The 15,807-nt window shown below is 42.0% G+C and carries 12 protein-coding genes; 7 read left to right on the top strand and 5 right to left on the bottom strand.

Annotated elements, in window-relative coordinates; translation table 11 throughout:
- Nucleotides 1–6 precede the first annotated feature (6 nt).
- Nucleotides 7–1,482, top strand: a complete 1,476-nt coding sequence (gene pepD, locus KCV09_RS05630) for a beta-Ala-His dipeptidase (RefSeq protein ID WP_212515666.1) — start codon at nt 7–9, stop codon at nt 1,480–1,482.
- A gap of 74 nt (nt 1,483–1,556) precedes the next feature.
- Here pepD and KCV09_RS05625 read toward each other — a convergent pair whose 3' ends face one another.
- Complete coding sequence (locus KCV09_RS05625) at nt 1,557–2,189, bottom strand: alpha/beta hydrolase (RefSeq protein ID WP_004938386.1); 633 nt, start codon at nt 2,187–2,189, stop codon at nt 1,557–1,559.
- Nucleotides 2,190–2,323: 134 nt separating this feature from the next.
- Between KCV09_RS05625 and yaaA the strand changes: the two genes are divergently transcribed.
- The gene (gene yaaA, locus KCV09_RS05620) at nt 2,324–3,103 is read left to right on the top strand and encodes a peroxide stress protein YaaA (protein WP_151815607.1); all 780 of its coding nucleotides are present in this window, start codon (nt 2,324–2,326) and stop codon (nt 3,101–3,103) included.
- A 71-nt stretch (nt 3,104–3,174) separates the two neighbouring features.
- On the opposite strand, the gene KCV09_RS05615 is transcribed toward yaaA, so the two are convergent.
- The gene (locus tag KCV09_RS05615) at nt 3,175–5,823 is read right to left on the bottom strand and encodes a Lon protease family protein (RefSeq protein ID WP_048763937.1); all 2,649 of its coding nucleotides are present in this window, start codon (nt 5,821–5,823) and stop codon (nt 3,175–3,177) included.
- A 156-nt stretch (nt 5,824–5,979) separates the two neighbouring features.
- On the opposite strand from KCV09_RS05615, the gene KCV09_RS05610 reads away from it, so the two are divergent.
- The 4 genes from KCV09_RS05610 (at nt 5,980) to rpmE (ending at nt 10,145) form a co-directional block, all read left to right on the top strand.
- The gene (locus KCV09_RS05610) at nt 5,980–8,178 is read left to right on the top strand and encodes an AmpG family muropeptide MFS transporter (protein ID WP_119690605.1); all 2,199 of its coding nucleotides are present in this window, start codon (nt 5,980–5,982) and stop codon (nt 8,176–8,178) included.
- A gap of 2 nt (nt 8,179–8,180) precedes the next feature.
- A complete protein-coding gene (gloA, locus tag KCV09_RS05605; protein WP_004947839.1) occupies nt 8,181–8,582 on the top strand; it encodes a lactoylglutathione lyase in 402 nt (133 codons plus the stop codon).
- Nucleotides 8,583–8,724: 142 nt separating this feature from the next.
- Nucleotides 8,725–9,717 carry a bile acid:sodium symporter family protein gene (locus tag KCV09_RS05600; RefSeq protein WP_004947837.1) on the top strand — a complete coding sequence of 331 codons (993 nt, stop codon included), beginning with the start codon at nt 8,725–8,727 and terminating at the stop codon, nt 9,715–9,717.
- A gap of 203 nt (nt 9,718–9,920) precedes the next feature.
- Nucleotides 9,921–10,145 carry a 50S ribosomal protein L31 gene (gene rpmE, locus KCV09_RS05595; RefSeq protein ID WP_004938371.1) on the top strand — a complete coding sequence of 75 codons (225 nt, stop codon included), beginning with the start codon at nt 9,921–9,923 and terminating at the stop codon, nt 10,143–10,145.
- Between the two features lie 56 nt (nt 10,146–10,201).
- Here the strand turns inward: rpmE and KCV09_RS05590 are convergent, their stop codons facing one another.
- From KCV09_RS05590 to epmB, 3 genes are read right to left on the bottom strand one after another with little or no spacing between them, the layout of a single operon-like run.
- Nucleotides 10,202–12,334, bottom strand: coding sequence for an EAL domain-containing protein (locus tag KCV09_RS05590; protein WP_212515665.1), 2,133 nt, complete (start codon nt 12,332–12,334; stop codon nt 10,202–10,204).
- A 24-nt stretch (nt 12,335–12,358) separates the two neighbouring features.
- Entirely contained in the window at nt 12,359–14,062 is a 1,704-nt protein-coding gene (locus KCV09_RS05585; RefSeq protein WP_212515664.1) for a GTPase, read from the bottom strand.
- A 21-nt stretch (nt 14,063–14,083) separates the two neighbouring features.
- The gene (gene epmB, locus KCV09_RS05580; protein ID WP_151808978.1) at nt 14,084–15,100 is read right to left on the bottom strand and encodes an EF-P beta-lysylation protein EpmB; all 1,017 of its coding nucleotides are present in this window, start codon (nt 15,098–15,100) and stop codon (nt 14,084–14,086) included.
- A 70-nt stretch (nt 15,101–15,170) separates the two neighbouring features.
- Between epmB and efp the strand changes: the two genes are divergently transcribed.
- Entirely contained in the window at nt 15,171–15,740 is a 570-nt protein-coding gene (efp, locus tag KCV09_RS05575; protein ID WP_004938364.1) for an elongation factor P, read from the top strand.
- Nucleotides 15,741–15,807 lie beyond the last annotated feature (67 nt).

Raw genomic sequence — 15,807 nt, 5'->3', positions numbered from 1 at the left:
ACACCCATGCAGCACGTCGACCTTTCACAGCTTTCACCTCAAATTGTCTGGAAGCATTTTCAGACGTTATGCCAAATTCCCCGACCATCAAAACAAGAACATGTATTACGTGAGCACCTTGCAAATTGGGCCAAGCAGCAGGGTTTGACGGTTTATATTGACCGTATCGGGAATTTAATTATTCGAAAACCTGCCGCACATGGCAATGAAGATAACGTTGGCGTTATTTTGCAGGGCCATCTGGATATGGTGACGCAAGCCAACCGAGGCAGTAATCATAACTTTATGCGCGATCCGCTTCGTCCGGTACTTGAGCAGGACTGGCTTGTGACACCCGAGACCACACTTGGCGCAGACAACGGTATTGGTGTTGCACTGGCATTGGCAGTTTTAGAGTCTACCGATATTTCACACGGCCCCATAGAAGTGCTGTTGACGGTGGATGAAGAAGCTGGCATGAGTGGTGCACGGTTATTAGAAGAAGGTGTCCTGACAGGTCAATGGCTATTTAATATCGATACCGAAGAGTGGGGAGAGTTGTATTTGGGCTGTGCAGGTAGTCAGGATGTTGAGGTATCACAAGCACTTGAATACGTCGCGGCACCTCAGATGGATTTGGAATCGGTAGAGATCTGTGTGACTGGTTTGAGAGGAGGCCACTCAGGCATTGACATTCACTTAGGCCGTGGCAACGCGAACGTGATTTTATCGCGGTTTTTGCACCAGCATTTGGCTGAACTTGAAGGTTATTTAATTGAGTTTCATGGAGGTACTGCTCGAAATGCCTTACCGCGTGAGGCCAGTACCAAAATCATTCTACCTAAAAAAAATATTGATTTGCTTGAGCAACGGCTAGATGAATACGAGGCACAGTGGTTGCAAGCACTCAAGGGGATAGACGATCAATTCAATATAGATTTACGTTTAATTCAAGATACACATCATGATGTACTGGAGACTCAGCAACAAAATCACGTGCTGGCCGCATTGTCGGGTTGTCCTTATGGCGTGGTCACTTGGAGCGAAGTGCTCAGTGATGTGGTTGAAACATCAAATAATATCGGTGTGGTGCATATCGACCAAGCACAGGGTTTTCAAGCGGTGATAATGGTTCGATCCATGCGAAATGAATCGGCAGAGCATTTTTCTCAGCAGATCGTAGAGCACTTTGCAAAGTATGATTTAGCAGCCACACGCGCTGAATTGGTGTCTGGTTGGACGCCTAATCCGGATTCGGCAGCTTTGAAATGTTTACAAGATGCTTATCAAACTGCCTTTAATATCGAGCCTGAACTAAAGGTGATTCATGCTGGACTTGAGTGCGGCATTATTGCTCAGCATTATCCGCACTTGCAAATGGTGTCATTTGGTCCAGATATTAAAGGGGCGCATGCACCCGGCGAGCGAGTGAAAGTAGATACTGTAGAAAAATGCTGGAAATTATTGGTCACCGCGTTAGAGCAGGTTCCAAAAGCACATTAAAATAAAAAAAGATGCTCATTACAAAATGAGCATCTTTAGATACTTACAATTTAGATCAAACTGTAAAATAATTTTTATTGAACAAATAAGAAGCGCGAAATAGCGATTCGTAATTGTTTTAGATAACCCGTAAAGAAGTGGTTGGCGCCTGGTAACACTGTGATTAAGTGGCGCTGCGGTTTGGCCCATTCAATCATATCAGAAAGCAAAGTGACTTCATCTTGCTCGCCATGAATAAAGAGAATGTCACCTTTGAGAGGTGGAGTCACATAATGACGTACGCCTGCCACGGTTGCAGTTGGCAATCCACATAAGATGGTTTGTTTTGGTTTTAACTCATCCGGTAGGGCGGCATAACTTTTGGCCATTACATGTGCGCCAAAGCTAAACCCACCTGCATAAAACGGAAGTGTGATATGGGCTTTTCGTGCATGATCAATGACAGTCAGAATATCATCTGTTTCGCCATGACCTTCATCATGCTCACCATGACTTTCACCTGAACCACGAAAACTTGGTCGGTAAACAATACAACCTTGCTCGACAAGAAGTTGAGCCAAGAGTGCTGGAACTTTGTGTTGAGGGGTTCCGCCTTGCAACGGATGGGGGTGACAAACGACAGCAAATCCTTTCGCTTCACCCTGTGGACGGTCTACAAAAACTTCAATTTGACCCACAGGACCCTGAATGAACATCTGTTCGGACATAGGACGATCGATTAGTAGCAGGAGAATGCGGTATTTTACCGATTAACGCCAACAAAAACACAGATTGGCGTTAAAATTTATCTACTGATATAGTCTGATTAACTATTATTTAACCAATTTACCTAAGGATGTATATGCTCGCACTCATTTCTCCTGCTAAGACTTTAGATTACGAATCTACACTTCCTACCGATGAACATACATTACCAAGACTATTAGACCATTCACAAGAGCTTATCGACTTTTGTCGTAGTTTATCTGCGACTGAAATCGCCAGTTTGATGAGTGTGAGTGAAAAAATAGCCAATTTGAATGTAGAACGCTTTCGTGATTGGTCTCCTGAGTTTAATTTAGCCAATGCCAGACAGGCGATTTTTGCTTTCAAAGGTGATGTTTATACAGGGCTCGATGCGTATCATCTTAAAGAAAAAGATATTGCATTTGCCCAAACGCACTTACGTATGCTTTCAGGTTTATACGGACTACTTCGACCGCTTGACTTGATGATGCCGTATCGCCTTGAAATGGGAACCAAACTGCACAATTCGCGCGGACACAATCTTTACGAATTCTGGGGAAGTCAAATTACCGACCTCATTAATACAGATTTAAAAGATGCAGGGAGTGAAATTTTGCTGAATCTGGCCTCAGATGAATATTATAAATCGGTAAAAGAATCTAAGATTCAGGCCAAAATCATTAAGCCAGTGTTTTTGGATGAAAAGAATGGCAAATTTAAAGTCATCAGTTTTTATGCAAAAAAAGCCAGAGGCTTAATGGCACGATTTATGATTGAACATCAAATCAATGAGTTGAAAGCGCTTCAAGAATTTAATTCGGAAGGCTATTTCTTCGATAAAGAAAACTCTACAGCGCAAGAGTTGGTGTTTAAGCGCCATGAGCAAACTACTTAATTGAATGATGCCTCAACCATAAAAAAGGCGGATCATATGATCCGCCTTTTTTATTTGATCTAAAGTCTTACTTAAGTGTTTTTACGACGCGCTTTACGTTTGGCAAACGGGAAGACCGCAACACTTTCTTCAACTTGAGCGGTATTACGTTCATCTTCAGACGCTTTTTTATCTTCAGATTTGGTTTTTTTCTTTTTTTTACGTTTCTTTTTCGGTTCGTCCTCGACCTCATCACCATCTTCAATGGCTTGCCAGTATTCTAACTGCTCCATGACGGCTGCATAGATTGAGCCTTTGCTGTAGCGTCCTTTTTTATCTAAAACACCAACAGGACGGGCCATCAGAATTTCGAGTGCCTGATCTATAGTTTCAATCGCATGTACATGGAACTGCCCGTTATTTACAGCCTCAATCACATCCTGACGAAGCATCAAATGCTGCATGTTTTGACGTGGAATGATCACACCTTGCTTACCAGTCAAACCTTGTAATTTACAGGCATCGTAGAAGCCTTCAATTTTGGCATTAACGCCGCCAATTGGTTGTACCTGACCGAGCTGATTCATTGAACCCGTAATCGCCCAAGACTGATCAATTGGCAACTGACTAATTGCAGAAATAAGTGCTGAAAGCTCTGCGACAGTTGCGCTATCTCCATCGACCTGACCATAGCTTTGTTCAAATGCCAAGGCCGCAGAGAAGTGTAGAATCTGAGAGCGACCAAAATGAGCTTTAAGAAAGCTCGACATCAGTAACACGCCTTTAGCATGCAGCGAGCCGCCGAGTTCGACACTGCGTTCAATATCTAGAATATCGCCGCCACCTTGATAGACAGAAGCTGTCAGGCGTGAAGGTAAGCCAAATTCGACATCGGCATAATGAATGACCGATAAGGCATTGATCTGACCAAGACGATGCCCACGTGTTTCAATGAGCTGTGTTCCGCGCGAGAGGTCTTGCCAATATAGTTCACGCAAATAGCCTAAGCGATATTGACGATGTTGTAATGCAAGATTGATATGCTTGTCCGATACAATTTTGTCACCCGCTTTGAAGGCATGATGATGCGCCTCACGGATCAGATCACCCAAGGTTGAGGCATGTAAAGAAAGCGAACTCTGATCTTCGGCTTGACGGCTTGAATCGGTGAGTAGGGCTGCCAGCGCAGAGCGATCAAATGGCAAGAGTTTGTCGGCCTGAACGTAATCTGCAATGAGCTGCATGTACGCTTGTTCATTCACTTCGTTACGCTGTAAGGTATCGGTGAAGTCTGCACGTATTTTAAATACACTGCCAAGCTCTGGCTCTACCTCTAAAATTTCATAATAAATTTCAGGTTCGGCCATCAAAATTACTTTTACATCAAGTGGTACGGCGGCAGGTTCAATCGAGATACTGCCTGTAAGGGTCAGCATATGTTCAAGTGATGAAAGTTTAAGCTGTCCAGATTTAAGCGCGCGCTTTAAACCCTGCCAAGCATACGGCTGCTCAAGTAATTGCTCGGCTTCAAGCATTAAAAAGCCGCCATTCGCCTGATGCAGACATCCCGGACGGATCAAGGTAAAGTCTGTGGTGATGGTGCCATTTTGTGTGAGCTGCTCAACGTGACCAAGCAGATTATAATGTGTTGGGAAATCATCAAAAATAACCGGTGCACCACTGTTTGGCTTGTTGGTCACAATGGTATTGGCTTGATAACGAGATGGAACGCGATTAAATAACGCAGGCGAGAAATCATCTTCCTCCTGTTCCAAAATCATTTCGACATTTTGAATAATATCGTCGGCGTAATGCTTTAAAAACTCATCCAAGCCTTGAACTGTTTTATGCTTGTTCAGGATTTGTTCCATACGCGGTATCACCACTTGTTTGGCGATATCACGATTCAGCACCGACACACGATCACGTGCATCATCTTCGAGTGAGCCGAGGTGTAACCCTAAACGCTCAAGCTTTTTGTCCATATAACGAATATTGGAGGCAATTTCAGCACGTTCTTTACTCGACAATGCCTCGATATCATTTTGTGTCATTTCATGTACTTGATCGTCTTTATACTGAACAGGCACAAAGCAATGCTCTTCATTGCGCGAGATCAGTTTTAGATCAAGTTCCTCACCTTCTTTGGTGAGTTCGACAAGTGCATCTTGCTGCTCTTTACCAGTTTCCTGACGAATTTGTTCAATTCGATTGTGGTAGGTTTCTGCGGTAAAACGACGCTCTAGCTGTTTTAAAATGGTTTGCCAAGCGTGATGCAATGCGCTTTGGAATTTTGGTCCCGTACCGGCAGGAAAGCGCAGCGCAAGCGGTTGTCTGGCGTTTTTAAAGTTATTGACATACACCCAGTCGTCTGGCGTAGGCATACTTTTTGCGTGCTGTTGCAGCAAACGCTTGATCATGGTGCGTTTGCCCAAACCCGCCGTACCAACGGCAAAGATATTGTAGCCTGAGTAAGGCAGCGAAATGCCTGCCTCGACTGATGCTCTGGCGCGATCTTGCCCTAGAAAGTTATTGAGCGGCTTGATGCGTCGAGTCGAAGACGGAATATCTTCGAGCTTTGGAATATGAGTAAGCTGTGCTGCTTTAAGTGCCGTTTTCTCTAAAGTACTCTGAATCTCATTTTGCTCGAATGCAGACGGAACGTTATTGGTTTTTGAGGTATTCGCTGTTGTTGTGGTTGAAGAAAGAGTTGAAGCCATTTGATCGAGTCTTTGGGTCACAGGTGAAATCCAAAAAATAAACAGAGTTGAGATTTAAAGGTATACAGGTTTAGTCTAAAAGATCAAGCGTTGATGCTGATTTAATCGTCAAAAGTAGGGCGCTTTGCATAAACAATATTGAAACCGTGCCAATAAAGCGATTGAATAGGCGCCTAGATGAAAATTTCGGAAAATAATAAGCGAATGACTACACAAACTACAGGATGGAAAGCTGCGTTTGCTGCATTTCTTGACCGCCGTGCTCTGATTATGCTGTTTCTCGGATTTTCGGCGGGGATTCCCATTCTGCTGATTTTTTCAAGCTTGTCGTTATGGTTGGGCGAGGCTGGAATTGATAAGAGCGCGGTCACTTTTTTTAGTTGGGCGGCTTTGGGATATTCATTTAAGTTTGTGTGGGCGCCACTAATCGATGAACTTCCAGTACCCGTCTTGACCAAAACACTCGGTCGACGCCGCGCATGGCTGTTAATTGCGCAAATTCTGATCATTGTTGCTATTTCGATTATGGCTTTTTCAGATCCGGCGCTCGGCCAGAGTTATCTCATTCAAATGGCGGTTGGTGCAGTGTTGCTTGGTTTTTCAGCTGCTACGCAAGATATCGTAATTGATGCTTACCGTATTGAACTGGCCGAAACCCAGATGCAAACGGTTCTTGCTGCAACCTATAACGCAGGTTATCGAATCGGGATGATTGTGGCGGGTGCGGGTGCTTTGTTTTTAGCTGCCTATTTGGGAACTGCCAAAGGGAACTATATATATGAAGCTTGGAAATATACGTATTTAACTATGGCAGCAGTGATGCTGGTGGGGATTTTAACCACCTTAATCATTCGAGAACCAAAGGTTGATCGTGTCTATAAAAGCTACCAGCGCCGCGATTATTTCCGTTTGGTGCTGGTCTTTTTTGTTGCTGTAATTTGCTTTGTTTTGAGCTATTTGTTTACTGGTCATTTGGCTGAACAATTAGTGAGTTGGCTATCGATTCAAGACAATATTTTATTATTTTTAATTGAGGCGCTACGCTTTATTACCGCGGCTGCCGTAGCACTGGCTGTAGGCACACTTCTGGTTCGTGCAGGTGTCGTCAACAAGCAGATGGCCAAAGAGACATGGATTAATCCAGTCCTCGATTTTTTTCAGCGTTATGGCACCAAGCTGGCTTTGGTCCTTCTGTTACTGATTGGTTTTTATCGTATTTCCGATATCATCGCGGGTGTAATTTCCAACGTTTTTTATCAAGATCTCAATTTCACCAAAGAACAGATTGCAGAAGCAGTTAAAATTTATGGTGTTATTTTTAGTTTGGTGGGTGGTTTCTTGGGAGGCTTACTGGCACAACGTATGAATATCATGAAATTGATGTTTATAGGTGCAGTATTAGCAAGCTCAACCAACTTGATTTTTATTGGCTTGGTTAAGTCGGGGCAGCCGCTTGGACAGGTTCAGGTGAATGTTGGTGGTCAGCAATATCTGGCGGATACCGATGAAGTGGGGTACTGGACGGTCAAGGTGCCTACCGAAGTGCTAAAAAATACAACCCAGTTTCAGGTATCTACCGGTTATGCCGATGCCGCACAGCAAAGTAAAGTTGCGGTGGTTCAACCCTATATTGTGGGTGATATCAATCAGGCGCATTTGATGTTATTGCCTGTCATGGGACGAAATATCATCTCACTAAACGAGCCACAAAACAGTATTGTGGTTAAAGGGCAGTATTTTGGGCCAGCACTAACAGACGCACAAAAAATTGTGCTGCAGCTTGATGGCAAGCCATATCCAGCCAAGCTTGATAAAACAGGTGCTTTTAGTGCTGTTGTTGAGACTAAAATGTTAACTGGCTCCAGCACGAAACAGCTCCAGGCCACAGTGACAGATGGATCGCGTACATTAGTGAATACTTCGCTGGCTTATCATGTTGCACAGGGAGTAGGGGCTAAAAATGAACTCGATATCAGTGTTGAACCAGTTGCATTGATCAATCCGAATGATCAAAGCAATATTGAGCTTAAAGGGAAAGTCATCAAGCCATATAGCTCGCTCTGGTTATATTTTGCGATTGTGGTCGATAACTTGGCTTCTGGTTTAGCCGGTGCTGCATTTATTGCATTTTTATCAAGCTTGACGAGTGTGTCCTTTACAGCGGTACAATATGCTATCTTTAGTTCACTGATGACGCTCACACCAAAACTTCTGGGTGGGTACTCAGGCACCATCGTAACGCACATTGGCTATCCTCAATTTTTCTTAATGACGACCTTAATTGGAATTCCAATTCTTGTTTTGGTGGTTTGGGTTGCCAAGTTGCTCAAGGCGCATGAACTCAAGCAAATTCAAACGAAAGGCACAGGTGATTAACAATGCGAATGCTTCATACAATGTTGCGAGTAGGCAATTTAGAGAATTCTCTCCAGTTTTATACCGAAGTTTTAGGCATGACCTTACTGCGCAAACGTGATTACGAAGAAGGCCGTTTCACTTTGGCATTTGTTGGCTATGGCAGTGAAGATGATCATACTGTTTTAGAGCTGACACATAACTGGGATACCTCTAGCTATGATTTAGGAAATGCGTATGGTCACATCGCCATTGGTGTTGAAGATGCCTATAAGGCATGTGAAGAAATCAAGCAACGTGGCGGCAAGGTGGTACGTGAAGCAGGTCCAATGAAGGGCGGCGTGACCGTAATTGCATTTGTTGAAGATCCAGATGGTTATAAAATCGAATTGATCCAGCAAGATAATAATGCGCGTAATAATTAACGCTTGAGTGAAATAGTTTAACTAAATAACGCGCATTTCTTCAAAAAACTGGATTTATGCTGTCAGACCAGTAACATAGCGTTTACCTTTTAGTAAACACAGTGTTACTGGTCTTCTTACATATACATAAGGATATTGTTCCATGCTTAAGCTGTTGGCTTTAGATCGCTTCACTTTATTACTCTTTACGATGGTATTGTTGGCCTCTTTTGTACCAATTTACGGGCATGCTGCAGATATATTTAGCGTCGTAACCAATATTGCGATTGCCATTTTATTCTTTTTACATGGCGCCAAACTATCTCGTGAAGCGATTGTTCAAGGCATCATGCATTGGCGGCTACATGGTTTAGTGTTTATTTTTACCTTTGTATTTTTTCCTGCACTCGGCTTATTGGCCAAGCCTGTTTTGGTACCTATTTTAGGACAAGAGCTGTATTGGGGCTTCTTGTTTATGTGCTTTTTGCCCTCTACCGTCCAATCATCAATTGCCTTCACTTCAGTAGCTAAAGGCAATGTTGCAGCCGCAGTATGCAGTGCATCGTTTTCAAATCTAATCGGAATGTTCATTACACCTGTAATGGTCAGTCTATTTATTTTTGGTCATTCAAAGCATGATTACGATCCAACATCTTCAATTATTCAAATTGCACTTTTGTTGTTGGTGCCATTTATTTTAGGGCAGCTTCTTCGACCTTATGTTTTCCCACTCATGGCAAAAGTGCCAAGTATTGTAAAAGCATTTGATCAGGGCACTATTTTAATGGTGGTTTACAGTGCATTTAGTAGTGCAGTGATTGCCGGTTTGTGGCATCAGGTTGGAATTGGAACACTGATTGCATTGATTATTTCATGCTCAGTGCTACTCACCATCATTATGCTGAGTGCATTTTATATTTCTCGATTGCTTGGCTTTAACCGCGAAGACCAAATTTCTATTTTTTTCTGTGGCTCCAAAAAAACTTTGGCCAGTGGTGTACCTATGGCGCAGATCTTATTCATTGGTCAGCCGCTAGGTATGATTGTATTGCCGATTATGATTTTCCATCAAATTCAGCTCATGACCTGTGGAATTATCGCGAATTATTTGGCCAAGCAGCAATCTGATGAAGAAACGCTGGTGCGATCAGAATAAAGATTCGCAATTTTGCTTTAAAAGGCGTATAATCTTACCCACTTGTTGTGCTTAGCTCTGGCTTATAAGCCTCGGTGGGCCAAAAGAATGGTCTGTTGTCGTGTTAACCTGCTAATGATTTAGCCTTTTTCCTCAGTTTTTATATTGAGAGTGGTTGATTGCGATGACAGCTTAAGCCTTTCTTCAATTAGGAGTCATCGACCATGCGCGCCGATATTCACCCAAAATACGAAAAATTAGTTGCTACTTGTTCATGCGGTAACGTTATTGAAACTCGTTCTGCACTTGCTAAAGACACTCTTTACCTTGACGTATGTTCAGCTTGCCACCCATTTTACACTGGTAAGCAAAAGAACGTAGATACAGGCGGTCGTATCGACAAGTTCAAACAACGTTTCTCTGGTATGTCACGTTCTATCAAACGTTAATACTGAAAAACAAAAAAACGGGCCTTATGCCCGTTTTTTTATGTCTGTTATACGACTCAGTGTTGATCTTGAACATCGACCAGACGATCAAGTTTAACTTGAAAGTAGTTGCCTTGCAGATAACGCGCGCTAATATTCCACGCATTTGCAAATACATTGACATCATTAAGCTCGGGCATAATGAGTTCAATGACCGCCGGAAGCTGGGCATGTTCGATTTTAGCCTGTAAATCCAGTGCTGATTGTTCAACAGATAAGTCCTGATTAAACTTCGCATTCAGACGCAAATAACGCACATTACTCTTTTGCAAAATGGAACTGAGTTGCGGATCTGGCATATAATTACGAATCGAAATGAATACACCGCACTGGTGCAGTATTGAAAGTTGCTGCTGTGCTTGAGGCGTAATTTTATTTAGTGCTGAAAAAGGCAGTTGAATCACAATTGGATGCTGTTCTTTACTTCCTAATATAGAGAGTAGCTGTTGCATGAGTGTAGAAAGTTGCGGTAAAGTCAAGAAAAATTCACTTAAATTAATGATCAGTTTGGCAGATGGATACTGCTGAATAAATTGTTTGAGTTGCTTGACTGACTGTTCAAGTACGTAACGATCCAGCTGGAGCATCAATTCAGGTGCATCTTGAAGCTCTACATGATCGAGCAGGCTATCCCATTGATTATTGTTTAAATGACCATAGCTGACTTCATAAATATATAATGTCTGGTCTTGTTTGTCGTAGAGCTGTTGATAACGAAGCTCGAGTGTATTTTGCTCGAGTTGATTTTTGATCTGCTGTGCAAAACTTGTATTCAATTCAGCAGGTGCTGTGACAACATGCCGTTGTAGCTGAACGTGTGGTGTGCTTTTTGGAGAAGCTTGAGTGGTTTCCTTGTGAGGTAATGCCTGATGCAAGGCTTTGTTGATATAGTTTTCAAGACTCTCTGTATGTTCAACTTGGCTTGGTATAAGGCAGTATCCTGTTTTAAGTGAGGTTTCTAGATTCAAACTTTGGCTAACATAAGGGAACGTCTTGCTAATTTTAGTTTCTAGCTGCATGAGTTCTGTGCGTAAGGCTTCAATTGAAACCGCCTGAAAAATGGCGAGATATGCGCCGTGATCGAGTTTTTGAAATGCAACGGCTTCTAAAAAACGTTCAATGACTGTTTCGATCTCATTAAAGTAAGCTGGTATTGCACGCCATTCATGTGAATAAATCGCTTCAAAGTGATAGAGTGGTGCAAAAATGACAATACTGTTCAGTTTGGCTGGCGCGCGTTTAAGCTGTTGATTGAGCCACTCAACGGTATCAAATGGACTGTTTTCCGCAAGATCTGGCAGATCAACATCATCAATTTTTTGTGGCTCAAGTGCTTCAAATTCAAAATCAATTAATGGTGTATCGAACTGCTCACAATCGATGCTCAGTTGAACGGTATCATCGCCATGTGGCAAAAAATTCAAACGTAAAGGGTCGTTATTAATCAGTTCGGGATGCTGAGATTGAATAACGATGCGGTTTCGTTCGGGATGTTGCACGCTAATCCGTTTAAAAAACTGTTTAAATGCAGCTACATTTTCAGGTTGCAGTATATCCAGTAAAGGCAAGCCAATTACATCATCTTGGTGTGCGATCTTAAAGAGTGCCAAATATTCGGCATTGGCTTGAATATGAATGCCTTCTTCAATCAATGCGACGGCTTTACGACTTTGACGGACCAATGACTGAGTTCGAAGGTGAGCTGCATTTAACTCATTGCTTAAACGATGTTCGTTTTGAAGCAAGGCACTGTAATTTAAAGCACGTGACAGCACCACATAAAACTGCTCAGGCTGAGAAAGATCGATCAAATCATACAGGCCTTGCTGTATCAAGTGCGTTTGCTCGATAGTAGTAAGGGTGCCGGTAGTCAGAAATAGAATCGGTAAGCTCGGCTCTGCCTGTTGCTGCACTATTGCAATGGTCTGCGCCAGATCAAGATCATAAGCATTTGCAAAAATGACCAGATCCCAGCGCTGCTTAAGATATTTTTCAAAACTGATCAGATCATCGAGCAAAATCGCTTGAGCGCTGTAATCCTTGGCTGCCAAAAGATCAATAAATTGATTATAGCGAAGCTGATTATCGTCTATGAAGAGAATGCGGAGGTCGGAGTGTTTTGAATTTTTATTAAGCAACGCGTTTCTCACTTCAATTTTGTCCTTAACGTATCGTTAGTTCACTCTGCTGTGACGTATCATAACGTTTTTTAGCGTATTTTTTTGTGCTTCATCGGGTAAATCAAACTCAAACTGAATAAAACTTTGCGTAATTAATTGAGCTTTGAGTAAATAAAGTACAAATTCCTCGGTGCCTATTTGAAGTTTTAGAGTATTTTGTTGCTGAAAAACAGAATAGTTGGCGATGATTAAGGTGAGTTTTGCATGATCTAAATGCTGACTTTGAACCAGTAGAGCGGGCAGATAATGTGATTGATCTTGATTTTCTAGACGTACCGCACACGGCAAAACGTCTTTGGTTAAAATTTCGAGCCCCATTTCAAGATTTTTTTCTGAGGCTTGTTTGATCCAGCGAATCACACCGCCACGCCATTTGCCATGGATGTTCTCTTTAACCAGAATCAACTCGCCAGTTTTTAAATGAGCAGGGATTTCCTCAGGCCATTTGATACGGTAACCACTTACACTCATATCGAGGATATCAGTCATATAGATTTTTTTTGCTTCACGCGATAAGCGTGATGGTAGTGAAAACACTGTTTTATCAATATTTTCAATGGAGAAGTGATCTGTAGTTTCGTTTAGTACGATGTCGTGCTCAAGGGTGTCGATAAAGTTTTTGCTTTTTGACAAGTAAAAATGAGCAGTATGAAGACCAAAGCAAATATGTAATTGGCCTGATGATTCAAAACGCTCATGACGACGCTCGCCAATACTTCCTAAAATATTTTGTACATGAAACTTAAGCGCAGGCGTTAAAAACTGTTTTTCTATTGTAGAGAGATAATCATCACTCTTATGAAGTGTTGCAGTGATATGTTCGAGCAAGGGTTGTGTTGAAATAAATAAATTTGGAAAAATTGCCGGATATTGCTTTCGATTATAGGCTGGCGGCAGATCTTTGGTTTTATCAATAACATACTTCGAGCTTTGAGATTCTTTATATTCGAGTTGAATCAGCTTTGCCCATTCAAAACTACATTCGTATAAAGACTGAATTTCAGACTGACGAATCTGATTGGTATTGAGAATATGCAGCAAAATGACTTGATGATAGGAACGTAAAATATTTTTAAGAGGTCGATTAAGACCTTGCAGCTGGTTGATGTTTTCGAGCTCTACTTTGCCTTTCTGTGCCAGATCAAATAACCAGTGAATGCATAACCATTGGCCTGTGGCAGGTTTGCTGTACATCATTTGCTGCTGATACACTAGTTGAGTTAACTCATGCATGGCATAGTAAATCGATAATGTTTTGGCTGCCTTAAGATTTTTCTTTTTATTCAGGGCAAAAAGTGAAAACTTTTGCTGTGCCAATTGTGCTGAACTTTGCTTGGCGATAATGATATAACCATTCGCCAGGCAGGTTCTTAAGCGAAAAGCAAGTTCAATAATATGATCGTTTCGATCGCTATGAATCAGACCTTGATTAAAAAAGTGGCTTTCTAGATGTTGCAGTACATGATTGAATTGCGGTGATAAAATCTGTAAAAAATCAAATCGAAGCGTCTCTGAACATTCAAGTTCGTTGATTTCAATCAGTGCTTCAAATAATGCTTTGGCAGCATCACCGAGCGGTAAAAGTGAAAGCGAACTAACCCAACATGCCACGGCGTCTGGCTCTGCGGCAGCAAAGCTCAGTTCATTTCGATTGAAAATGATGGGACGTTGAAGAATGTCGGTAAAAACTTTATTCATATTGGCTGTAATATGTGTTAATTAAAAAGTCAGCTTGCCAAATAACGGTGTTTTGTTTTTTTCGCCAGCAATCTCTCGAACCAGTTTTGGAACAAGATAACCCGGTAGGCCCGCCAAAATGTCATGATAAATCTCATCGATTTTCGATCCGCTCAGATCAAAATGCTGAGCACCTTTTACTTTATCAAGTACATGCAGATAATACGGCATCACGCGTGCATCGAACAAGCGCTGACTGAGTTCAATCAAAGTTTGTGCATCATCATTTACGCCTTTAAGCAATACTGCCTGATTCAAGGCGGTAATCCCATGTTGGCTTAATTTCTCTAAATATGCACAGGTTTGATCATCAAGTTCGGCGGCATGGTTGGCATGAATGACCATAATAATGCGTAAGCGCGTACTTTTTAAAATTTCAAGCAATTCAGTATCAAGACGCTGCGGGATCACCACGGGAACACGCGAGTGAATACGTAAAATTTTCACTTGCTGCAGCGATTCTAGGCGTTCGATCCAAAGTTTAAGTTTACGGTTACTGAGAGTGAGCGGATCTCCACCACTTAAAATTACTTCATTGATGTGTGGATTTTGCTCGATATAGGTTTTAATTTGGGGCCAGTCATCCTGTTTAGGTAAGTTTTCCTGATAAGGAAAATGCCGACGAAAGCAATAACGGCAGTGAACAGCACAGGCACCGGTCAGGGTGAGTAAAAAACGAGATTGATATTTATGTAAAACGCCGGGGAGCTGGTTGGCTGCTTCTTCACCCAGTGGATCAGTCACAAATTCAGGATGTTCTTCAAGTTCAAGATGATGCGGCAATACTTGCAGCAGCAAAGGATCGAGTGGATCACCTTTACGCATTTTACCTACAAAAGCACGAGGAACCCGTAATTTGAAGCTTTTGGATGCTAAAATTGCCCCAGACAATAATGCATCTGAACAGATCTCTAACTGATCAAGTAACTCAAAAGGATCGGTGATTAGATCACTGAGTTGCGATTGCCAGTTTTGCTCTTGATATAAATAGTTTATCATGCGACACGGAAAAAATAATGCTAGTCTAGCATTAATACATTTAAGTTAGTAAGTTTGGAGTGTGCCAGTCATGGCCAGTTATTCTACAAATGAATTCAAGCAAGGCCTTAAAGTCATGCTTGACGGTAACCCATGTTCAATCATGGAAAATGAATATGTAAAACCTGGTAAAGGTCAAGCGTTCAACCGTGTAAAACTTCGTAACCTTAAAACAGGTAAAGTTTTAGAAAAAACATTCAAGTCTGGTGATTCATTAGAAGCTGCTGATATTGTTGAAGTTGAGATGGACTATCTTTACAACGACGGCGAGCTATGGAATTTCATGGACCCTGTTACGTTTGAACAAATTGCAGCAGACAAAACTGCAATGGGCGATGCAGCGAAATGGTTAAAAGACGACTCGAACGAGAAGTGCACCATCATGCTGTTTAATGGTGTTCCATTAAACGTTAGTGCGCCAAACTTTGTGGTATTAAAAATTGTTGAAACCGATCCGGGTGTTCGTGGCGATACCTCTGGCGGTGGCGGTAAGCCTGCGAAACTTGAAACAGGTGCTGTAGTACGCGTACCTTTATTTGTTCAGCAAGAAGAAAGCGTTCGTGTAGACACCCGTACAGGTGAATATTTAGAGCGTGCATAATCTTGATTGAATAGATTATGATGAAAGGGTGATAGATTATCACCCTTTTTTTATGCCAAAGTAGTAC

The organism is Acinetobacter soli (genome assembly GCF_018139125.1).
GTDB lineage: Bacteria > Pseudomonadota > Gammaproteobacteria > Pseudomonadales > Moraxellaceae > Acinetobacter > Acinetobacter soli.
The sequence above is the reverse complement of the archived record's forward strand: the minus strand, read 5'-3'. Positions and strand labels throughout refer to the sequence as shown.